Genomic DNA, 21,759 nt, shown 5'->3' on the forward strand with positions numbered 1-21,759 from the left:
TTATGACAGACGATAAGAAAAAATTATCACTCTCAATGCGTCTGCACATTGATGTGCCTATGCTGCTCATCATATTAGCGTTATTGGCTTACAGCGCATTCATTATGTGGAGTGCCAGTGGTCAAGATCCTGAGATGATGGAACGAAAATTAGGGCAAATCGCTACAGGTTTTATTGCCATGATCATCATGGCGCAGATCCCTCCTCGCCTTTATGAAAACCTTGCGCCTCATTTATATATTTTTTGCGTTATTTTGCTGATCTTTGTTGATGTCTTTGGGCAAATCAGTAAAGGCGCACAGCGCTGGCTTGATCTGGGTATTATTCGTTTTCAGCCTTCTGAAATCGCTAAAATAGCGGTCCCGCTCATGGTAGCACGTTTCATGAACCGTGATTTGTGCCCTCCATCATTGAAAAACACAGCTATTGCACTGATCCTCATTTTCCTACCAACCCTGTTGGTTGCTGCACAACCTGACTTAGGCACTTCCATTTTAGTCGCTGCATCGGGTATTTTTGTACTATTTTTAGCCGGTATGAGCTGGCGATTAATTACCATCGCCGCCACTGCCCTCGCCGCGTTTATCCCCCTGTTGTGGTTTTTCTTAATGCATGATTATCAGCGCACTCGAGTCATGATGTTACTCGACCCTGAAACGGATCCACTCGGTGCCGGCTATCATATCATTCAGTCGAAAATTGCGATTGGGTCCGGCGGTTTAATGGGGAAAGGTTGGCTGCATGGCACACAGTCACAGCTTGAGTTCCTCCCTGAACGCCATACTGACTTTATTTTTGCTGTTTTATCTGAAGAGCTAGGCCTAATTGGTGTGTTAGTGTTACTTGGCCTGTACTTATTACTGATCATGCGAGGCCTGTATATCGCCGCTAGTGCACAAAATACCTTTGGTCGCGTCATGGCTGGCGGCTTGATGCTGATCCTTTTTGTTTATGTATTTGTTAATATTGGTATGGTGAGTGGTATATTGCCAGTTGTTGGCGTACCGCTCCCTCTCGTCAGTTATGGCGGTTCTGCGCTGATTGTGTTAATGGCAGGATTCGGTATTATCATGTCTATCCATACACACAGAAAATTTCTTTCCAAGAGTTTATAAAAGAGGCTTAGTATGCGTTTTCAATGGATTATGCTTGGTATCACTGCCGCGTTGCTCAGTGGCTGCGTCACTGAAGAGAACATAAAGCAGCCTACTAATGTACCGGCTGTGCCTGCGCAAGATGTGCTTGGAGCAGAGCCTCATTATGAGCCTTTACATCCAACGGCTAACAGTGACTACCAACGCAATGGTCAACAGTATCAAATCATTCGTGACCCATCACAATTTTCACAGGTTGGCTACGCCTCTATTTTTGGTTCTGAATCTGCTGGCAACATGACAGCAATTGGAGAACGAGTTAACCCTATCGAGTTAACTGCGGCACACCCTACATTACCAATCCCAAGTTATGTACGTGTCACTAACATGATGAATGGCCGCATGATGGTAGTTCGAATTAATGATCGTGGCCCATATACTCAAGGGAAAAGCATTGCTGTTTCACGTGCCGTTGCTGATCGCTTAAATTTGATGCCTACGACTAAGATCAAAATTGATGCGATTCAAGTTGCTCAAGATGGTTCATTATCAGGCCCTGGTACTGTTGGTTCGAATTTTGTTAAACAAAGCTATGCACTTCCAGGTCGACCTCAGCTAGGTGCAGGCCCAATGGGTACACCAGTCATGCAAAGTGCACCTGCACCTGAAAACTCATTACCTGTTCAACAGCCTAGCGCCCCAATGGAACCCGTTGTGCCTGAAAGTAGTTTAAAAGCACCTCAACCAGAAGCTCCACAAGCGGTCCCTGCGGCGGCGGTACCTGAAAGAGGCTATTTAGTACAAGTTGGTGCAATTGGTAATCAAAACAATGCCAAAACAATGCTGGATAACTTAAAAAACAAGTTTGGGGTTCCAGGCCGTTTGCAGCCATACAATAATGTTTATCGTGTTCAATTAGGGCCATTTGCTGATAGACAGCAGGCCGTTGATTTACAAGGGCGCATTCAGTCTGAGTTAAATCAATCGTCGATGGTTGTTGCGCCTTAATAAATGATGCGGCAAGTTATAAACGTTAAAAGTATTTGTAACCTGCTGCTATTTGCTGTGCAGAAAGTATAAAATATTGTAAAAAATTGGCGCATGCATTAATCAATCAGTCGATTTTTGCTACACTGCGCCTTCTTGTGTTAACCGAATTCCGGATGTAACAATAAAAACATGAAAAATTTTGCCCCATCACGTGTTGTTCGCAATACCTTACTGGGTACTGCACTGCTTTTTACCATCAGTCATTTTGCACAAGCAAGTGAGCCATTCCCTAACAGCCCAATTCCTGCGGTACCAGACATTGACGCTGAAGCTTATATTCTAATCGACTATAACTCAGGTAAAGTGCTTGCAGAGAAAAATGCTGATCAACGCCGTGATCCTGCGAGTTTGACAAAAATGATGACCAGCTATGTCATCGGTCAGGCAATTAAGTCAGGTAAAATCGGCGCAAATGATATGGTGACGGTTAACGAAGATGCATGGGCAACAGGTAACCCTGTATTTAAAGGCTCATCGCTGATGTTCCTAAAACCGGGCGACCGAGTTAGCGTATCTCAGTTAACACGCGGTATTAACTTACAATCAGGTAACGATGCTTGTGTCGCCATGGCTGATCATGTTGCTGGTGATCAAACCAATTTTGTTCAGTTAATGAATGGCTATGTAAGCAAACTGGGGTTACAAAATACCCATTTCCAAACGGTTCATGGCTTGGATGCAGATGGTCAGTATAGTTCAGCACGCGACATGGCATTAATTGGTCAAGCCTTGATCCGTGATGTTCCTGAAGAATATGCTATCTATAAAGAAAAAGAATTCACCTTCAATAATATTCGTCAAACTAACCGTAACGGGTTATTGTGGGATAAAAGCTTATCTGTAGATGGTATTAAAACAGGCCATACCAATGGTGCTGGCTATAACCTCGTTGCGTCTGCAACTGAAGGCGATATGCGTCTGATCTCAGTTGTTATGGGCGGAAAAAGCATGAAAGGTCGTGATGCAGAAAGCAAAAAGCTGCTGACCTATGGCTTCCGTTTTTATGAAACAGTCAAACCACTACAAGCTGGAGTTGAATTTGCATCGGAGCCAGTTTGGTTTGGTGATGAAAACAAGGTTAAATTAGGGGTCACTGAAGATCTCTTTTTAACTATCCCTCGTGGTCGTTTAAAAGATTTAAAAGCCAGTTATGACGTGACCAATAAAGAGCTTGAAGCCCCACTGAAAAAAGGACAAGCGGTTGGTACAATTAACTTCCAACTTGATGGGAAAACCATCGAACAGCGTCCATTAGTGGTGCTTAAAGATGTTGAAGAAGGTGGTTTCTTTAGCCGTTTAATCGACTATATTAAATTACTGTTCCATCGTTGGTTTGGTTAACCCTTGAATCAGATATACACTGTCCCCATATAGTGTATATCTGAATGTTTAAGAGATTGTGATATATCTCTTAACACTATTTTTGTTATTAGGAGCGCCCCATGAAAACGAAATTAAATGAACTACTTGAGTTCCCATGCTCATTCACTTACAAAGTGATGGGAATTGCGGAACCAGAGCTGGTTGATGAAGTCGTTGAAGTGGTTCAACGTCATGCGCCGGGCGACTATTCTCCAGATGTGAAGCCAAGCAGCAAAGGCAATTACCACTCAGTTTCGATTACCATCAATGCAACACACATTGAACAAGTCGAAACCTTATATGAAGAACTTGGTGCTTTAGAACGCGTTAGAATGGTTCTATAATCCACCTTGTTATAAATGTAAAATGACCGTACTCTGTTATAGGGTGCGGTTTTTTATTACTTATAATATTAAAAATCCTACCAATATAACATTTCGGTAACATAACAGAACTAGCGATAACCCCCCTACAGCGTTATACTAGCTGCACATTTTTAATGTGGATGTTAAAACATTGTCAGCACGAACCATTATTGTACGTCAATTAGGGCTAGCACCTTATCAAACCGTTTCTGATGCCATGCACCAGTTCACTGAAAACCGTGATAAAGATACCTCCGATGAGTTATGGCTGGTTGAGCACCCACCTATATTCACGCAAGGGCAAGCAGGTAAAGCAGAACATGTTCTTGCGCCAGGTGATATCCCTGTGATCCAAAGTGATAGAGGCGGCCAAGTGACCTATCACGGCCCCGGTCAGCAAGTGATGTATGTGATGCTTGATCTTAAACGCAATAAGTTAGGTGTGCGTGAGCTTGTCAGCGCGCTCGAAGACACTGTTGTTAAAACATTGGCATATTATCAAATTGAAGCATATCCGCGCCCTGATGCACCGGGTGTGTATATTGATGGCAATAAAGTGTGTTCATTAGGGCTACGGATCCGTAAAGGTTGCTCATTTCATGGGCTTGCATTAAATATTAATATGGATCTTGAACCGTTTAATCGTATTAACCCTTGCGGCTATGCACAGTTGAAAATGACGCAAGTTCGTGATTTCATCCCTAAAGTCACCATTGAGGATATTCAGCCTGTGCTAATTGAACAGTTCTGTGACACACTTGGATTTCATATTGTTCAATAATAATGCTATAATTTTTTAACATTTTTCAAAAAAATTTTAATGGATTAGTCACCGCTCCGTTGCGCCAAATACAGCAATCAACTAATCCGATCAACAACTGGAACCGGTATAACTATGAGTAAACCAATTCAGATAGAACGCGGAATAAAATATCGTGACGCCGACAAAATGGCGCTGATCCCTGTTAAAAACGTCGTCACTGAACGTGAAGAAATTCTACGTAAACCTGACTGGATGAAAATTAGGTTGCCAGCAGATTCAACCCGTATTCAAGGGATCAAAGCAGCGATGCGTAAAAATGGTCTGCACTCTGTTTGTGAAGAGGCATCTTGCCCTAACTTGTCCGAGTGTTTTAACCATGGTACGGCGACCTTTATGATCCTCGGTGCGATCTGTACGCGCCGCTGCCCTTTCTGTGACGTTGCTCATGGCCGCCCTAATGCACCTGACGCTAACGAGCCGGTAAAGTTGGCACAAACCATTAAAGATATGGCGCTACGTTATGTCGTTATTACCTCAGTTGACCGTGATGACTTGCGTGATGGTGGTGCTCAGCACTTTGCCGATTGTATTAGTGCGATCCGCGAAAAAAATCAGACCATCAAAATTGAAACACTGGTTCCCGATTTTAGAGGAAGGATGGATCGTGCATTAGATATTTTGACTGCCACGCCACCTGATGTGTTTAACCATAATCTAGAAAACGTGCCACGTATCTATCGTCAAGTTCGCCCAGGTGCGAATTACGAATGGTCTTTAAAATTACTAGAAAGATTTAAAGAAGCACATCCTGACATCCCAACTAAATCAGGCTTAATGGTTGGCTTGGGTGAGACAAATGCAGAGATTGTTGAAGTAATGCGTGATTTACGCCGCCATGGTGTCACTATGCTCACATTAGGTCAGTACCTACAGCCTAGCCGCCACCATCTACCCGTTAAACGCTATGTTAGTCCTGCTGAATTTGACGAAATGAAAGAAGAAGCGATGGCAATGGGCTTTACCCATGCGGCTTGCGGCCCGTTTGTTCGTTCTTCTTACCATGCTGATCTGCAAGCAAAAGGTGAAGAAGTTAAATAAGCCACTATCTCAGTTCAGCAAAGCCCCTTAATTGGGGCTTTTTGCTACTCAGACGCAATTTAAGCATCCTTACTAGAGAAATCAACTTATTATGACCTTTAAAATAAAACTCGCTCCAGATGACTGGAGCGAGTTTAGAGGCTGTTCGTTTCTATTTGTTTAAATTACAGAGAGACAACGTTTACAGCAGATGGGCCTTTAGCACCTTCAGTGATTTCAAATTCAACTTTCTGACCTTCCGCTAGGGTTTTGAAACCTTCGCTCGCAATAGCAGAAAAGTGAACAAACACATCTTTGCTGCCATCTTCTGGAGTGATAAAACCGAAACCTTTAGACTCGTTGAACCACTTAACGTTACCTTTAACTTTAGACATCAAATTATTACCTTTAGAATAAAAATAGACACACCATCAGTGTCGAGCTCAGTACATCAGATATATAAGTTACTTGTCTACAACCTAGATCACGAAAATTGATAAAAAGTATAAAAAAATATTATTTATTGGGATAAATTTCTTATCGAGCATGAATTATTCTTTGTTATAGCAATTAATCCAAACAATAATACTAACATTAAGCAATTATTTGGACGATTGCTTTTCATGTGCAAGCAACCAGTCTTTTATATCTAATCCACCGGTGTAACCAACAAGTTTACCATCATGACCTAAAACTCGGTGACAAGGTACAATCAAAGAGATTGGATTACGTGAATTTGCCATCCCAACAGCGCGGCAATAATTCACTGAACCTAATTTTAAAGCGAGATCTTTGTAGCTCCAGCGCTCACCAAAAGGAATACTACACAGATGTGCCCAAACTTTTTTTTGGAACTCCGTGCCATGAGGGTTTAATTTTACGGTAAACACCTCGCGTTTGTGCTTGAAATATTCTTCTAGTTCTTTAGCACATAACTCAGAATGCGTATTCTTATGCTCTGGATGACTTTTTTGTTCAACAAAATAGATACTCGTCACCCCTTCATCATCAGCCGTGATCTCAACCCACGGCTTTGGAAATTTCTCCGGTGAAGCCAAATATTGATGATACATAATATCCCCTTAAGAGCGTGCAATTATCTGATCGTTTATACAGTTATAAACTGTATTATTTCTACTTGGCAATGATATTTTTTCTTAGACTTGATAACAGAACCATTCACATCCTCAAAATTTAATTTCCCAACATAAATAACCACCTAGCCAATAATTAGAATAATTATCATTCAATATTTCAAAACCACTAGATATTGTGTGGTTGAAAAAAATCAGATCTATATATAGTCTTTAGATACTAATCATCACACTACTGATAGTATTCAGTACATGTATAGGTACTCAATATGGCCGTTATCACAATTTACAGCAAACCTAACTGCGTTCAATGTAATGCAACCTACCAAGCCTTAGAGCGCAAAAACATTCCTTATCAAGTCATTGACCTCACACAAGATGATGACGCATTACAATTTGTCCGCCAGCTGGGCTACCAACAAGTTCCCGTTGTTGTCGCTGATCAAGAACATTGGTCTGGCTTTCGTCCTGATATGATTAGCCGCCTTTTGGTTTAGGGGATCACCATGCAAACGGAACTACTAGTCTATTTTTCAAGTCGTTCTGGCAATTGCCATCGCTTTGTTGAAAAAGTCGGGCTACCTGCGACACGTTTACCGATAGGTGAACAACAAAATAGCATTATTGCCACTAAGCCTTTCGTTTTACTACTACCAACTTATGGTGGGGGTGGATCCAACGGTGCAGTGCCAAAAGAAGTGATCCGTTTTCTTAATATCAAGTCGAACCGACAACTTATACGGGGTGTTATCGCTGCGGGTAACACCAATTTTGGTGATGCTTTCGCCATTGCAGGGGATATCATCGCCAATAAATGCCAAGTTCCCTATTTATACCGTTTTGAATTATTGGGTACGGAGCGCGATGTTCAACGTGTCCGTGACGGACTAAACGCTTTTTGGCAACAAAAACATCATTAGAGCGAGTTCAATGGAAAAGACAAAAAATACCCCGCATGTTGACTACCATGCGCTAAATGCCATGCTGAACTTATATAACAGTGCAGGCGAAATCCAATTCGAAAAAGATAAAGAAGCGGCTCATCACTATTTTCGCCAACATGTAAATCAAAACACCGTTTTTTTTCACGACTTGAAAGAAAAACTCGATTTTTTAGTCAACGAAAACTACTACGAAGCTCAGGTTCTCGAACAATATGATTTTGCATTCATCAAAAAGTTATTTAAACAGGCCTATGCACACAAATTTCGCTTTCAAACTTTTCTAGGTGCGTTTAAATATTACACAAGTTATACGTTAAAAACGTTTGATGGCAAACGCTATCTAGAGCGTTACGAAGATCGCGTGTGTATGGTGGCGTTAACCCTTGCGCAGGGTAATCAATCACTTGCTAGCCATTTGGTTGAAGAAATGATCAGCGGTCGCTTTCAACCGGCAACACCAACTTTCTTGAATTGTGGTAAAAAACAGCGTGGTGAATTGGTTTCATGTTTTCTTCTGCGCATTGAAGACAACATGGAATCGATTGGCCGTTCAGTTAACTCAGCATTGCAACTCTCTAAGCGTGGCGGCGGAGTTGCATTCCTGATGACCAACTTGCGTGAACAAGGTGCCCCAATAAAATTTATTGAGAACCAATCTTCTGGTGTGGTTCCTGTTATGAAAATGCTCGAAGATGCTTTTTCCTACGCTAACCAACTTGGCGCACGGCAAGGTGCGGGGGCTGTATACCTACACGCTCATCACCCCGATATTATGCGTTTTCTTGATACTAAGCGTGAAAATGCAGATGAAAAAATCCGTATCAAAACGCTCTCACTGGGTGTAGTGATCCCTGATATCACTTTCCAGCTGGCTAAAGAAAACAAAGAGATGTACCTGTTTTCACCTTATGATATTGAACGTGAGTATGGCATGCCAATGTCAGAAATCAGCGTGACTGAAAAATATCATGAAATGGTCAACAACAAGGCTATCAAAAAATACAAGATCAACGCGAGGGAGTTCTTCCAAACCCTAGCTGAAATTCAATTTGAATCAGGCTATCCCTATATTTTATTCGAAGATACCGCCAATCGAGCTAACCCGATTGCAGGGCGTATTAACATGAGTAACTTGTGTTCTGAGATCTTACAAGTTAACCAACCTAGCCTCTATGAAGACGATTTAAGCTACCGTGAGATCGGCAAAGACATCAGTTGTAATTTAGGTTCCATGAATATCGCCAAAACCATGGATTCGCCTGATTTTGCTCAGTCAATTGCCATTGCGGTTAGAGCGCTCACTGCGGTTTCCGATATGAGCCACATACGCTCAGTGCCTTCGATTGAGCAAGGCAATCATCAGTCCCATGCCATTGGCCTTGGGCAGATGAACTTGCATGGCTACCTAGCGAGAGAAAAGATCTACTACGGCTCAGAAGAAGCTCTCGATTTTACTAACCTCTACTTTTACACCGTCGCTTACCATGCACTAAAAACCTCTAACCAATTAGCCATCGAACGTAAAGCAGCATTTAAAGGCTTTGAGCACTCACAATACGCTAATGGCCACTATTTTGATAAATATATCAACGAAACTTGGTTACCAAAAACCCAAACCGTTCAGGAATTATTCCGACGTTCGGGTATCGAAATTCCCACGCAAACAGATTGGCAATCGCTGAAGCAATCGGTGATGGAGCATGGTATTTACAATCAAAACTTGCAAGCCATTCCACCGACAGGGTCAATTTCTTATATTAATAATTCAACCTCAAGCATTCACCCAATTGTTTCTCGCATTGAGATCCGCAAAGAAGGTAAAATTGGTCGTGTTTACTACCCCGCCCCCTTTATGACCAATGATAACCTTGAATATTATCAAGATGCCTATCAAATCGGGCCTGAAAAAATTATCGATACCTATGCTATTGCTACTCAACATGTTGATCAGGGGTTGTCACTTACCCTATTTTTTAAAGACGATGCAACAACGCGAGATATCAACCGAGCACAGATTTACGCATGGCGTAAAGGTATAAAAACCCTGTATTACATTCGACTTCGCCAAACTGCACTTGAAGGCACTGAAGTTGAAGGATGTGTTTCATGTACGCTTTAAAAGGACAATCAGTATGACAAATCCAACAACCCCCATTAAAGCGATCAATTGGAATCGTATAGAAGATGACAAAGATCTTGAAGTGTGGAACCGCCTAACCACTAACTTTTGGTTACCTGAAAAGATCCCACTATCGAATGATACGCCATCGTGGGGCACACTGACCAAAGCGGAACAACAGTTGACCATTCGTGTTTTTACTGGCTTGACGCTACTTGATACCATTCAAAACACCGTTGGCGCACCTTGTTTAATGGAAGATGCGCTCACTCCGCATGAAGAAGCGGTCTTATCGAATGTCAGTTTTATGGAAGCGGTACATGCGCGCTCCTATAGTTCTATTTTTTCAACGCTTTGCTCTACTGCTGATGTTGATGATGCTTATCGTTGGAGTGAAGAAAATAAGGCATTACAGAATAAAGCAAAAATCATTCTGTCTTATTATTGTGATACACACCCATTAAAGAAAAAAATAGCCAGTGTCTTTTTGGAGTCATTTTTATTCTACTCAGGCTTCTATTTGCCTATGTACTGGTCCAGTCGAGGGAAATTAACCAATACAGCTGACTTGATACGACTCATTATTCGTGATGAAGCAATCCATGGCTATTATATTGGATATAAATTTCAAAAGTCATTATTAGCCTATGATACCAATACACAGGCAGAAATTAAGGACTTTGCCTTCGCTCTGCTTTTTGATTTATATGAAAACGAAGTTAAATATACCCAAGAATTATATGACTCCGTAGGCTGGACAGAAGATGTCAAAAAGTTCCTTCATTATAATGCAAATAAAGCATTAATGAATTTAGGTTATGAGGCATTATTCCCTGATGTGGTGACTGACGTCAGCCCTGCAATATTATCGGCACTTTCGCCTGATGCAAACGAAAATCATGATTTCTTCTCTGGTTCAGGTTCCTCTTATATTATAGGCAAAGCTGTAAGCACAGAAGATGATGATTGGGATTTCTAATCAATTTAATTAACTGATAATCAGTAAACCCACTATATGGGGTCACTTCACATTCAGTGGGTTTACTGATAGATAAATCACATTCAATACCCATACTTGCTTACAAATTTTACTGTTCAATCCTTTATTTTTAACATATTCATTAGGCAAGCAAGCTACAAACCTTCTATTTTACCATATAAATAAATAAATTTTATTTATGCTTGTGGCTTTTTTTTGAATTTTATTGCAAGTTTATCCTAAAATTTAGCTAACTGTTATAATTCACACTCTTCTATTTTCATTAACAATGATAATTCGATGCTCATTTTCTGGATAAATTCAATCTCAACATAACGTTAGTTAATCAAATAATAATATTTCATTATCAATATTGAAGAAGCTAAAAATACAATTCTTTTAAAGAATTCATCAATATTCATTCCATTTTTTTGATTAATAGTCCTTAACCAAGGGTTGTCAGCTCGATTTATTATGCTAGGTTATATTGCTTGTTTGTTTTTCTAATAATTTTAAATGGAGTTATTCAATTTCAATCATAATTAATTAAATTCACCGTGAAAATAATAGGAATATCTACCCTGAATACTTTCAACCAATTACAGAAGTAAGCATTCGAACATGAGTGGGCCTATCATTAGGCCACGCAAATAAACAACCTGAATGATTTGCTAATTGAAATAATGGGTAATTATTATATGCCAATAAAATTAGAAGTTAAAAATTTATATAAAATTTTTGGGGAACATCCTGATCAAGCATTTAAACTTTTAGAGTCAGGAATGAATAAGGATGATATCTTTGAAAAAACTGGCTTAACCGTCGGTGTTCAAGATGCCAATCTGGCCATTGAAGAAGGCGAAATCTTTGTTGTTATGGGACTATCTGGTTCTGGAAAATCGACCTTAGTGCGCCTTCTCAATCGCCTGATAGAGCCTACCAGCGGCCAAGTCCTCATTGACGGAGAAGATATCTCCAATATTTCTGATAAGGCATTACGCCAAGTCAGGCGTACTAAAATCAGTATGGTGTTTCAATCCTTTGCACTGATGCCACATATGAATGTGCTCGATAATACCGCCTTTGGTATGGAGCTCTCTGGCATGTCCAAAGAGCAGCGTCACGAAAAAGCCATGGATGCCTTACGCCAAGTCAATCTTGAAAAATGGGCAGCATCTTACCCTGATGAACTTTCAGGCGGTATGAGACAGCGCATCGGCCTCGCCCGAGCACTGGCTAATGACCCCGATATTTTGTTAATGGATGAAGCTTTTTCCGCTCTCGATCCTCTGATCCGGACTGAAATGCAAGATGAATTATTATCGTTACAAGGCGACAAACAACGCACGATTGTATTTATCTCGCATGATCTTGATGAAGCGATGCGTATTGGTGACCGTATTGCCATCATGCAAGGTGGGGTGGTGGTGCAAACCGGCACACCAGATGAAATCCTCAACAACCCTGCTAACGATTACGTTAAAACCTTTTTCCGTGGTGTGGATATTAGCCAAGTCTTTAGCGCTAAAGATATTGCACGTAGAAGGCCGGATGCATTATTACACATCGCGCCCGGCTTTGGCCCTCGTTCAGCCCTTAAAGTGTTGAATGATGAGGATCGCAGCCACGGCTATTTAATTTCTCGAGGGCATACCTTTGCGGGTGTTGTATCCGTCGAATCCCTCGAAAAAGCCTTACATGATAAACAAGGCATTGAAGCTGCTGTTATTTCCACACTAGAGCCAATCCAAGGGGATACGCCACTGAATGAAGTCATTTCAACTGTTGCACAAGCCCCTTGCGCCGTTCCTGTTATCAATGAAAAGAACCGCTACCTTGGTGTGATATCCAAAGGAATGTTGTTACAGGCACTGGATAAGGAGACACCTAATGAGCAATAACACAAGCGAACACAAGACCGAACAGCAAGATCCGTGGGCAGATACGCAAACTAATGATGCGCCACAGCAACAAGATACACCTGATACAGGGAGTGACCCTTGGGGTAGTGCAACGGATACCACAACATCAGGTGATGCTGGAAGCAGTGATTGGCTGAGTGCCGCACCAACAGATACTGTTGCACCAGAGCACTTCAACATAATGGATCCCTTCCAGCACACACTGATCCCACTTGATTCATGGGTCACCCATGCGATTGATTGGATCGTACTGCATTTTCGCCCTATTTTTCAGGGGATCCGCGTACCAATTGATTTCATCCTGAGTGGGTTTGAGCAATTTTTAACCTCTCTTCCATCACCTGTTGCCATTATTTTATTTGCATTGATTGCATGGCAACTAGCAGGACGCGCCATGGGCGTAGCAACCTTTGTGTCGATGATTATCATCGGCGCCATTGGTGCTTGGTCCGAAGCCATGGTCACATTGTCGTTAGTACTTACCGCCTTACTTTTCTGTTTGATAATAGGGCTACCATTAGGGATATGGCTTGCGCGCAGTGACAAAGCCGCCAGCGTCATTAGGCCATTCCTTGATGCCATGCAAACAACACCTGCATTTGTTTACTTAGTACCTATTGTCATGCTGTTTGGGATTGGTAACGTGCCAGGGGTTGTTGTCACCATTATTTTTGCCTTACCGCCAATTATTCGATTAACCATTTTAGGTATTAAACAAGTGCCTGCTGATTTGATTGAGGCCGCTGAATCATTCGGTGCTAGCCCGCGTCAATTGCTGTTCAAAGTGCAGTTACCCTTAGCCATGCCAACAATAATGGCAGGGGTCAACCAAACCTTGATGCTAGCACTTTCAATGGTCGTCATTGCCTCCATGATCGCTGTTGGAGGTTTAGGCCAAATGGTATTACGTGGCATCGGTCGTCTTGATATGGGACTGGCATCTGTTGGTGGTGTTGGCATCGTCGTACTCGCCATTGTCCTTGACCGTTTAACACAATCGCTTGGAAAAAATACGCGCAGTAAAGTTGCTACGCGTTGGTATCAACAAGGCCCTATTGGCCTGATCACTCGCCCATTTTCTAAAAAATAAACTCATCCGATAGAGCCATGAAATGGCTCTCAGACTGCTGCCAAACATCTATGTTTGGCAGCAAGTCGAATAGATTTTGAAAATAAACTAGGAAAATCAATTCATTGATTTTCAGCTGAGAACACAAAGTGGGAAAAACCACGCTTTTATCCCGCTTTGTCAACAATCTTAGAGCCAGTTATTGGCTCTTCGCTTGCCAAGGCAAGCCAAATGCGACAAATAGAGGTATCAATAATGAAAAAACCAATACTATTGGCAACAGCCCTGACAGCCTTACTTGCCGTTCCATTTGCTAATGCGCAAGATTTGCCCGGTAAAGGGGTTAAAGTCACACCAGTGCAAAGTACGATTAGTGAAGAGACATTTCAAACCTTACTCGTCGCGAAAGCCCTAGAGAAGCTAGGCTATGAAGTCGAACCGATCAAAGAAGTCGATTACAACGTTGCCTATGCGTCGATTGCCAATGGCGATGCAACTTACCTAGCCGTGAGTTGGGTACCACTTCATGATGCACAGTATAATGCGGCTGGTGGTGACAAAGCCTTTTATCGCCAAGGCAATTATGTGGTCAATGCGGCACAAGGTTATCTGATCGATAAGAAAACCGCAGATAAATATCACATCACCAATGTTGCACAATTAAAAGATCCCAAAATCGCCAAATTGTTCGATACTAACGGCAATGGCAAAGCCGACCTAACGGGTTGTAACCCCGGCTGGGGATGTGAAGCTGCAATCAATAATCATTTAAAAGCTTATGATCTCGAAAAAACGGTTGAGCATAACCAAGGAAACTACGCAGCAATGATGGCGGATACCATCACGCGTTATAAAGAAGGCAAACCAATCCTTTATTATACGTGGACACCCTATTGGATCAGTGATGTGCTTAAACCGGGTCGTGATGTCGTTTGGTTAGAAGTACCTTTCTCTTCAATGCCTGACGGTGAAAAAATCGATACTGCGTTACCAAATGGCAAAAACTATGGTTTCCCACCAAATACGATGCATATTGCTGCCAACAAAAAATGGGCAGCGGATAACCCTGCGGCAGCAAAACTATTTGAAATCATGAAATTGCCAATTGCAGATATCAACGCACAGAACTTGAGAATGCATAATGGCGAAGCGTCACAAGCCGATATTCGCCGCCACACCGATGCTTGGATCAAGGCACATCAATCCACCTTTGATGGCTGGGTTAACGAGGCGCGCAAAGCCGCTGAAAAATAAGTTGATTTTCTGCTAATAACACGGAGTAGGAAAAACCACGTTTTTATCCCGCTTCGTCAACAACCTGACAACCTGAAGCCACCTAACCGGTGGCTTCATTCATTAATTTCGATGTTCATCATCAATAAAATCCCCCACACCAATTATAAAAGCAGCTTATAATGACAGCCAATAACATCAACCCAATCAATAACGAGTAGATAACACATGAATAAGGCTACACAGGCAGAACTGACGACGGGGTTGGTCGTTTTGATGGCTGTCGCGACAGGTTTGGTTGTTGCAAGCAACTACTACGCACAACCCCTTCTGGAAACTATCGCCTCTCAATTTAATTTAACCACTAATATGGCAGGGTTTATTGTCACTGCGGCACAATTAGGCTATGCAGTAGGTCTACTTTTTTTAGTACCGCTTGGCGATATTTTTGAACGCAAACGCCTTATTTTAACCATGACATTGCTGTCTGCTATTGGCTTACTTATTACCGCATTATCAAATAATGTGTGGCAAATATTATTAGGCACCGCACTAACAGGATTGTTTTCTGTTGTTGCACAAATATTGATCCCAATGGCGGCAAGCTTAGCCAAGCCTCATCAAAGAGGAAAAGCGGTTGGCATCATTATGAGTGGCCTATTACTGGGAATTCTACTCGCAAGGACCGTCTCAGGCGCGGTTGCAATGGTAGGGGGATGGAGAGCCATCTATTGGGTTGCTTTTGGGTTACTGATCCTATTGATTATAGTGCTCGCATTGAAACTTCCACGTTATCATCAAAAAACTAATCTCAATTATTTTCAATTGTTATTTTCGATTGTACGTTTGTTTTGTGGAACGCCAGTACTTGCCGTTCGTGCATTACTCGGAGCACTTATTTTTGCCAACTTCGCACTCCTTTGGACAGCAATGGCATTCCTCCTAGCTAACCAACCTTTTAGCTATTCAGAGGGCACAATTGGCCTATTTGGATTAGTGGGAGCAGCCGGTGCATTAATGGCTTCCCAAGCGGGGCATTTGGTTGATAAAGGCAAAGGCAAGCGAGTCACCACAATTGGTTTGATTTTGTTGCTACTTTCATGGATACCCATTGGCTTTGCAAAAGAGTCACTGATTGCCTTCATTATTGGCATCTTAGTCCTTGATCTTGCCGTACAAGGCGTACACGTCACTAACCAAAGTACCCTATACCGTATTTTACCTGAAGCACGTAATCGTCTAACAGCAGGTTATATGACCAGCTATTTTATCGGTGGAGCATTCGGATCATTACTTTCTGGCTATGCCTATGAAAAAGCAGGATGGGAAGGAGTCGCAGTGTCTGGGGCTATTCTGTGTATAATTAGTCTGATTATCTGGGTAATTGGTATCCGCTTCGATCCAATCGTATACCCATCAGATGAATAAAAAACTAATCATTGAGAGTGGCTATTATTTGTCACTTTCAATGATTTATCACAGTAATCATCAGATAACATAATCTATTTGAGCTTGATTGGCTCTCTCAAGACCACTATTTTTCCTCTCTGATCAAACACCAAATCACAAATTTTTAAAGATGGTTTAATTTTGCAATAGTTACATAGGCAAAAATCATCAGATGACACAGTTAAACAAATGGTATGCCTTAACATGAGGTTATAATACAATTTATATGGGTTATTATTATAAAATTGCATAGTTGGCAGTGATTTGATTTTGATGTGGCTATACTTACCGAGTAGATGAAAGCGTTACAAACATCTCAAAAGTACAATTACATGAGTAGTTATGTATTCTAATTACATGATTTTATTTTGTTTTACTCGGCAATTATCCGTTAATGAAATAAATCAACACCATGATTTTATTAGAATAAAATAAATTAAAAAGCAGAAAAACATCACTACGCTATACTAACCCAAGTAAATTACATTCATAAAATTTATGAATTATGTATCATTATCAAAATAAATTTGATGGTATCAATTAACTACAATTGCTAATTTTGACTTTTGATATACCATTTAGATGGTTGATGACAGTTGTAATCTTACCAACTGAAACTAATAAGGTATCCAAATAATGGAAAGTTCATTTACTCCGACAGAAGAGCTACTTAATGCTCGTGTCGCACAGCAAGATTCACATAACAGCCCTATTCCCTATCAGGAGATCCTTCTAACTCGCCTATGCATGCATGTTCATGGCAAGTTGCTTGAGTCTCGTAACAATATGCTCAAAGCACAAGGAATTAACGAAACGCTATTTATGGCACTGATGATCCTTGATACAAAAGACAGTCGTAGCATCCAACCTTCTGAGCTGAGTGCTGCTTTAGGTTCTTCACGTACCAATGCAACTCGCATCGCCGATGAACTTGAAAAAAACGGCTGGATTGAACGCAAAGAAAGCCATAACGATCGCCGTTGCCTACATCTTCATCTCACTGAAAAAGGTTCTGAATTTTTAGGTGGGCTACTCCCTCCTCAGCACACTGCTTTAAAAGATATCTGGTCTGTACTGGATATTGATGAACAGCAGCAACTGAATAAATTGATGCGTAAGTTGCTTTTAAAGCTAGATACAGTAAGAGATTATACTCAGCAATAATAACCCTCTGTATTAGTGTGGATAATGTATTTGAGGCATTTATATGCCAAAAGGCGAAAAAAGACTTTTCTGTCTGAGAGATTTCGTTATCCTTTCTACCTTGTGCTTACGATATCCCATCAAGCAATATCAATTGTCGTCCCAGTTTCCAGTGGTTAGCGTTAACTACTGGGAACATTCGTGATCAAAAATGCCGATGAGCGGAGAAACACCTGTATGAGTGCCCACGAGGAAATGCAACCTACACAACAACCTCAGCGCAATAAAAAAAGACAACGCAGAAATGCTTTAGCACTTCTCACCTTGTTATTTGTTGCTATTGGTATTGGCTCGGCGGTTTACTGGTTCCTTGTCCTACGCCATTACGAGTCAACCGATAATGCTTACGTTGCAGGCAATCAGGTACAGATACAGTCACAAATCTCCGGCAGTGTCATGACCGTCAATGTTGATAACACTGATTTTGTCAAAAGTGGTACTGTCCTTGTTGAACTAGACCCGAGAGATGCACAGCTCGCCTTTGAAAAAGCGCAAACGACTTTAGCAAACAGTGTACGCCAATCCCACCAGCAGATCGTTAATAGCCGCCAATACCAAGCGAATATTGACATGAAGCGCTCTGAATTAGTCAGCTTACAGAACGACTTAAAGCGTCGTGAGGTCCTTGGAAACAGCAATTTAATTGGTAAAGAAGAGCTACAACATGCCCGGGAAGCCGTTGTCAGCGCAAAAGCAGCTTTAGATGTCGCTATTGAGCAGCTAAATGCCAATAATGCCATTGTGTTAAATACCCCATTATCCAAACAACCTGCCGTTGAACAAGCTGCAACAGAAGTTAGAAATGCATGGCTTGCACTCCAACGAACAAAAATTGTTAGCCCTGTTGATGGTTATGTTTCACGCCGTAGTGTTCAGGTTGGTTCACAAATCACCACTGCAACCCCACTCATGGCTATTGTTCCCTCTGAAGGTATGTGGATCGACGCTAACTTTAAAGAAACTCAACTTGCTGATATGCGTATAGGGCAACCTGCTAAAGTAACTACCGATTTCTATGGTAAAGACATTGTTTTTAATGGCACTGTCGTGGGGTTAGATATGGGAACCGGCAGCGCCTTCTCTTTACTTCCAGCACAAAATGCGACCGGTAACTGGATCAAAGTGGTACAACGCCTGCCTGTCCGTGTCGCACTTGAACCTACTCAGTTAGAACAGTACCCATTACGTCTAGGCTTATCCACTGAAGTCACTGTAGATACACTGAATAAAGATGGCAAAGTGCTAGCGAAAGGTATGCGCGAAGCGCCTGCTTACCACACATCTGCACTCGCTATTGATATGTCTCCTGCAGACAAAATAGTTACTGAGATTATTAATAATAACTCTGGAAACAAATAATCTGAGGTGAATGTGACTAAAGCACCTTTAACAGGTTCTAAACTTGCATGGATGACTATTGCGCTTTCGCTCGCAACTTTTATGCAAGTTTTAGATTCAACCATTGCCAACGTTGCAATTCCCACCATCGCAGGGAACCTAGGCTCCTCAATCACACAAGGAACTTGGGTCATTACCTCATTTGGTGTGGCGAATGCAATTTCAATTCCAGTCACAGGGTGGCTTGCGCGCCGTATCGGTGAAGTTAGGCTATTTTTATGGTCTACAGGTCTGTTTGCTTTAACCTCATGGCTATGCGGCATTTCAAACAGCTTAGAAATGCTGATCTTATTTCGTGTACTGCAAGGCTTGGTGGCAGGGCCATTGATCCCACTATCCCAAAGTTTATTGTTAAATAACTATCCACCACAAAAACGTAATATGGCATTGGCGCTTTGGTCAATGACCATTGTTGTTGCCCCTATTTGTGGGCCAATTCTTGGGGGTTATATTAGCGATAACTACCATTGGGGCTGGATATTCTTTATCAACGTACCTTTTAGTATCGCAATCATTTTTGCCATTATGCGAACACTTAAAGGCCGTGAAACCAAAATATCGATTAACCCGATTGATACTGTTGGCTTAGTACTACTTGTTGTTGGTATTGGTGCTTTGCAAATTATGTTAGATCAGGGCAAAGAACTCGATTGGTTTAATTCTACTGAGATCATCGTACTCACGGTTATCGCCGTCGTTGCTATTGCCTTCTTAGTAGTGTGGGAACTAACAGATGATCACCCTGTTATTGATCTATCATTATTTAAAGAACGCAATTTTACCATTGGCTGCCTTGCGTTAAGCCTCGCTTACATGCTCTATTTTGGCACCATCGTTCTGATCCCCCAGCTATTGCAAACCGTTTATGGCTATACCGCAACGTGGGCTGGGCTCGCATCTGCACCGGTTGGTTTGCTGCCATTGCTGATCACACCAATTATCGGTCGATTTGGTAACCGTATAGACATGCGTTACCTCGTGACATTCAGCTTTATTATCTATGCGGTCTGTTATTATTGGCGCGCTTATACCTTCGAACCAGGTATGAGTTTTGCCGCTGCAGCGTGGCCTCAGTTTGTTCAGGGGCTGGCAATTGCCTGTTTCTTTATGCCATTGACCACCATTACTTTATCAGGGCTACCACCTGAGAAGATGGCTTCCGCTTCCAGTTTGTCTAACTTTACACGAACACTTGCGGGGGCCATTGGTACATCAATTACCACCACTATGTGGACACAGCGAGAAGCAATGCATCATGAAGTGCTAACCGAATTTATCAACCCATACAATGTCAACTCACAACATATATATAGTGACCTTGCACAAATGGGAATGAATGATATTCAAAGCGCGGCCTACCTTGCCAAAAGTATTACCGATCAAGGGCTCATTATTTCTGCTAATGAAATTTTTTGGTTATCCGCAGGGGTATTTATATTGCTGATGATCATCATTTGGTTTGCGAAACCGCCATTTGGGGCGGGTACAAAAGGTGGTGGCGGTGGTGCACACTAACCCTATCTAACAACGAAAACGGCACATTAAAAATTATTTAATGTGCCGTTAAATATATTCACGCTTTACTTATTTGGCTTTATTCTGTTGCCACCATTGCGCTAACATAATACCCGTTGCGACAGAAACGTTGAGGCTCTCCACCTTGCCTGTACCACCAATGTACAAACTCATGTCACCTTCATCCCATACACTATCACTCAAGCCATCACGCTCTTGACCAAGTACTAACACCATTTTTTCAGGTAGCTGCGCTTTAGCAATGTCTTGGCTACCTTTATGACTGGATGTCGTCACGATGGTATAACCCGCTTGGCGGAAGTGATTTAATGTCGTGCTTAACCCATCTGCATCAATTGCTTTGATATGCTCAGCACCACCTTCAGCTGTACGGATTGCTGCACCTGATTCAAGCATACCTGCATCTTGTAAAATGACACCTTGAATACCAAAGTGGGCACAGCTACGCATAATGCCGCCTAAATTATGTGGGTTCCCCACATCTTCCAACGCCAAAACACAATCTTTCGCTGGTGCTTGTTCTAAGTATGTTTCAACACTCATACCACCGCGTTTTTTGATCAAGAAACAAACACCACCGTGATGCTCAGTTCCTGATGCTTTTGTCAGCTCTTCATCATCAACAACATGGTAGGCCTTACGATTTGCAGCCATCCACTTTAATGCATCACGAAAACGCGGGGTCACTGATTGCAAAAACCAAGCACGCACAATGGCATCAGGGCGGTTTTTAAACATTGCCTGACACGCATTTTCACCGTAAATACGGGTTTCTTCTAAACGCTGCTTACGCAGTTGTTCAGGATCAATTTGGCTTTTACCGGTAATACCACCATGATCATTAACCAGCTCATCACTGTTTGGTTTTGATACCGTACGCCAAGGCGAAGTTTCCCGTGGCTTCTGGCCTCTTCTATCATCAGGGCGACCTGAACGCTCATTACGGCGGCCACCATCACGCTTATCGTTACCACGTCGATTGTCTTGCTGACGTTTGCCTTTATGTTGCCCGTCGTTTTGATCTTCACTACGGACATACATCACTTTTACTTTACCGTTCTTACCACTAAAATCATTTGAGTCGTTCATTGTTATCCCCTAC

The 21,759-nt window shown here is 41.9% G+C and carries 20 protein-coding genes; 17 read left to right on the top strand and 3 right to left on the bottom strand.

The features are described 5' to 3' along the window. Positions 1–2: 2 nt before the first annotated feature. The 6 genes from mrdB (at position 3) to lipA (ending at position 5,732) form a co-directional block, all read left to right on the top strand. Entirely contained in the window at positions 3–1,115 is a 1,113-nt protein-coding gene (gene mrdB, locus AC3Z9T_RS07280; RefSeq protein WP_490125525.1) for a peptidoglycan glycosyltransferase MrdB, read from the top strand. Positions 1,116–1,127: 12 nt separating this feature from the next. Then, positions 1,128–2,102 (top strand): endolytic peptidoglycan transglycosylase RlpA, encoded by a 975-nt coding sequence (gene rlpA, locus AC3Z9T_RS07285; protein ID WP_490125526.1) that lies wholly within the window; start codon positions 1,128–1,130, stop codon positions 2,100–2,102. A gap of 171 nt (positions 2,103–2,273) precedes the next feature. Then, the gene (gene dacA / locus AC3Z9T_RS07290; RefSeq protein WP_490125527.1) at positions 2,274–3,485 is read left to right on the top strand and encodes a D-alanyl-D-alanine carboxypeptidase DacA; all 1,212 of its coding nucleotides are present in this window, start codon (positions 2,274–2,276) and stop codon (positions 3,483–3,485) included. A 101-nt stretch (positions 3,486–3,586) separates the two neighbouring features. Then, positions 3,587–3,850, top strand: a complete 264-nt coding sequence (gene ybeD / locus AC3Z9T_RS07295) for a DUF493 family protein YbeD (protein ID WP_070925076.1) — start codon at positions 3,587–3,589, stop codon at positions 3,848–3,850. A 172-nt stretch (positions 3,851–4,022) separates the two neighbouring features. Beyond that, complete coding sequence (gene lipB / locus AC3Z9T_RS07300) at positions 4,023–4,652, top strand: lipoyl(octanoyl) transferase LipB (protein ID WP_490125528.1); 630 nt, start codon at positions 4,023–4,025, stop codon at positions 4,650–4,652. 114 nt (positions 4,653–4,766) lie between these two features. After that, positions 4,767–5,732 carry a lipoyl synthase gene (lipA, locus tag AC3Z9T_RS07305; protein ID WP_490125529.1) on the top strand — a complete coding sequence of 322 codons (966 nt, stop codon included), beginning with the start codon at positions 4,767–4,769 and terminating at the stop codon, positions 5,730–5,732. A 164-nt stretch (positions 5,733–5,896) separates the two neighbouring features. Here the strand turns inward: lipA and cspE are convergent, their stop codons facing one another. Both cspE and AC3Z9T_RS07315 read right to left on the bottom strand, forming a co-directional pair. After that, complete coding sequence (gene cspE / locus AC3Z9T_RS07310) at positions 5,897–6,106, bottom strand: transcription antiterminator/RNA stability regulator CspE (protein WP_014657708.1); 210 nt, start codon at positions 6,104–6,106, stop codon at positions 5,897–5,899. 207 nt (positions 6,107–6,313) lie between these two features. Beyond that, entirely contained in the window at positions 6,314–6,784 is a 471-nt protein-coding gene (locus AC3Z9T_RS07315; protein WP_490125530.1) for a methylated-DNA--[protein]-cysteine S-methyltransferase, read from the bottom strand. A 290-nt stretch (positions 6,785–7,074) separates the two neighbouring features. On the opposite strand from AC3Z9T_RS07315, the gene nrdH reads away from it, so the two are divergent. The 11 genes from nrdH (at position 7,075) to emrB (ending at position 20,636) form a co-directional block, all read left to right on the top strand. Then, positions 7,075–7,302 carry a glutaredoxin-like protein NrdH gene (gene nrdH / locus AC3Z9T_RS07320; RefSeq protein WP_490125531.1) on the top strand — a complete coding sequence of 76 codons (228 nt, stop codon included), beginning with the start codon at positions 7,075–7,077 and terminating at the stop codon, positions 7,300–7,302. Between the two features lie 9 nt (positions 7,303–7,311). Next, the gene (gene nrdI / locus AC3Z9T_RS07325) at positions 7,312–7,725 is read left to right on the top strand and encodes a class Ib ribonucleoside-diphosphate reductase assembly flavoprotein NrdI (protein ID WP_490125532.1); all 414 of its coding nucleotides are present in this window, start codon (positions 7,312–7,314) and stop codon (positions 7,723–7,725) included. Between the two features lie 10 nt (positions 7,726–7,735). Then, positions 7,736–9,868, top strand: coding sequence for a class 1b ribonucleoside-diphosphate reductase subunit alpha (gene nrdE / locus AC3Z9T_RS07330; RefSeq protein ID WP_490125533.1), 2,133 nt, complete (start codon positions 7,736–7,738; stop codon positions 9,866–9,868). 13 nt (positions 9,869–9,881) lie between these two features. After that, positions 9,882–10,847: a class 1b ribonucleoside-diphosphate reductase subunit beta gene (gene nrdF / locus AC3Z9T_RS07335; RefSeq protein ID WP_490125534.1), complete on the top strand. Its 966-nt coding sequence runs from the start codon at positions 9,882–9,884 to the stop codon at positions 10,845–10,847. A 698-nt stretch (positions 10,848–11,545) separates the two neighbouring features. After that, positions 11,546–12,748, top strand: a complete 1,203-nt coding sequence (gene proV, locus AC3Z9T_RS07340; protein WP_490125535.1) for a glycine betaine/L-proline ABC transporter ATP-binding protein ProV — start codon at positions 11,546–11,548, stop codon at positions 12,746–12,748. Beyond that, entirely contained in the window at positions 12,738–13,859 is a 1,122-nt protein-coding gene (gene proW, locus AC3Z9T_RS07345; RefSeq protein ID WP_490125536.1) for a glycine betaine/L-proline ABC transporter permease ProW, read from the top strand. The genes proV and proW overlap by 11 nt, the downstream gene beginning before the upstream one ends. Before the next feature lie 234 nt (positions 13,860–14,093). Further along, positions 14,094–15,092, top strand: a complete 999-nt coding sequence (gene proX, locus AC3Z9T_RS07350) for a glycine betaine/L-proline ABC transporter substrate-binding protein ProX (RefSeq protein ID WP_490125537.1) — start codon at positions 14,094–14,096, stop codon at positions 15,090–15,092. A gap of 207 nt (positions 15,093–15,299) precedes the next feature. Continuing rightward, positions 15,300–16,499, top strand: a complete 1,200-nt coding sequence (locus tag AC3Z9T_RS07355; protein ID WP_490125538.1) for an MFS transporter — start codon at positions 15,300–15,302, stop codon at positions 16,497–16,499. Positions 16,500–17,156: 657 nt separating this feature from the next. Continuing rightward, on the top strand, positions 17,157–17,684 hold the full coding sequence (gene mprA / locus AC3Z9T_RS07360; RefSeq protein WP_490125539.1) for a transcriptional repressor MprA: 528 nt from the start codon (positions 17,157–17,159) through the stop codon (positions 17,682–17,684). Between the two features lie 216 nt (positions 17,685–17,900). Continuing rightward, a complete protein-coding gene (gene emrA, locus AC3Z9T_RS07365) occupies positions 17,901–19,082 on the top strand; it encodes a multidrug efflux MFS transporter periplasmic adaptor subunit EmrA (protein ID WP_490125540.1) in 1,182 nt (393 codons plus the stop codon). 12 nt (positions 19,083–19,094) lie between these two features. Continuing rightward, complete coding sequence (emrB, locus tag AC3Z9T_RS07370) at positions 19,095–20,636, top strand: multidrug efflux MFS transporter permease subunit EmrB (protein ID WP_490125541.1); 1,542 nt, start codon at positions 19,095–19,097, stop codon at positions 20,634–20,636. Between the two features lie 69 nt (positions 20,637–20,705). Here the strand turns inward: emrB and AC3Z9T_RS07375 are convergent, their stop codons facing one another. Then, positions 20,706–21,746: a tRNA/rRNA methyltransferase gene (locus AC3Z9T_RS07375; protein ID WP_490125542.1), complete on the bottom strand. Its 1,041-nt coding sequence runs from the start codon at positions 21,744–21,746 to the stop codon at positions 20,706–20,708. Positions 21,747–21,759: the final 13 nt, after the last annotated feature.

The organism is Providencia sp. 6390 (genome assembly GCF_058148425.1).

Coding starts and splice junctions, on each gene's coding strand:
- mrdB (WP_490125525.1), top strand. CDS start 3: ATGACAGACGATAAGAAAAAATTATCACTCTCAATGCGTCTGCACATT.
- rlpA (WP_490125526.1), top strand. CDS start 1,128: ATGCGTTTTCAATGGATTATGCTTGGTATCACTGCCGCGTTGCTCAGT.
- dacA (WP_490125527.1), top strand. CDS start 2,274: ATGAAAAATTTTGCCCCATCACGTGTTGTTCGCAATACCTTACTGGGT.
- ybeD (WP_070925076.1), top strand. CDS start 3,587: ATGAAAACGAAATTAAATGAACTACTTGAGTTCCCATGCTCATTCACT.
- lipA (WP_490125529.1), top strand. CDS start 4,767: ATGAGTAAACCAATTCAGATAGAACGCGGAATAAAATATCGTGACGCC.
- cspE (WP_014657708.1), bottom strand. CDS start 6,106: ATGTCTAAAGTTAAAGGTAACGTTAAGTGGTTCAACGAGTCTAAAGGT.
- AC3Z9T_RS07315 (WP_490125530.1), bottom strand. CDS start 6,784: ATGTATCATCAATATTTGGCTTCACCGGAGAAATTTCCAAAGCCGTGG.
- nrdH (WP_490125531.1), top strand. CDS start 7,075: ATGGCCGTTATCACAATTTACAGCAAACCTAACTGCGTTCAATGTAAT.
- nrdI (WP_490125532.1), top strand. CDS start 7,312: ATGCAAACGGAACTACTAGTCTATTTTTCAAGTCGTTCTGGCAATTGC.
- nrdE (WP_490125533.1), top strand. CDS start 7,736: ATGGAAAAGACAAAAAATACCCCGCATGTTGACTACCATGCGCTAAAT.
- nrdF (WP_490125534.1), top strand. CDS start 9,882: ATGACAAATCCAACAACCCCCATTAAAGCGATCAATTGGAATCGTATA.
- proV (WP_490125535.1), top strand. CDS start 11,546: ATGCCAATAAAATTAGAAGTTAAAAATTTATATAAAATTTTTGGGGAA.
- proW (WP_490125536.1), top strand. CDS start 12,738: ATGAGCAATAACACAAGCGAACACAAGACCGAACAGCAAGATCCGTGG.
- proX (WP_490125537.1), top strand. CDS start 14,094: ATGAAAAAACCAATACTATTGGCAACAGCCCTGACAGCCTTACTTGCC.
- AC3Z9T_RS07355 (WP_490125538.1), top strand. CDS start 15,300: ATGAATAAGGCTACACAGGCAGAACTGACGACGGGGTTGGTCGTTTTG.
- mprA (WP_490125539.1), top strand. CDS start 17,157: ATGGAAAGTTCATTTACTCCGACAGAAGAGCTACTTAATGCTCGTGTC.
- emrA (WP_490125540.1), top strand. CDS start 17,901: ATGAGTGCCCACGAGGAAATGCAACCTACACAACAACCTCAGCGCAAT.
- AC3Z9T_RS07375 (WP_490125542.1), bottom strand. CDS start 21,746: ATGAACGACTCAAATGATTTTAGTGGTAAGAACGGTAAAGTAAAAGTG.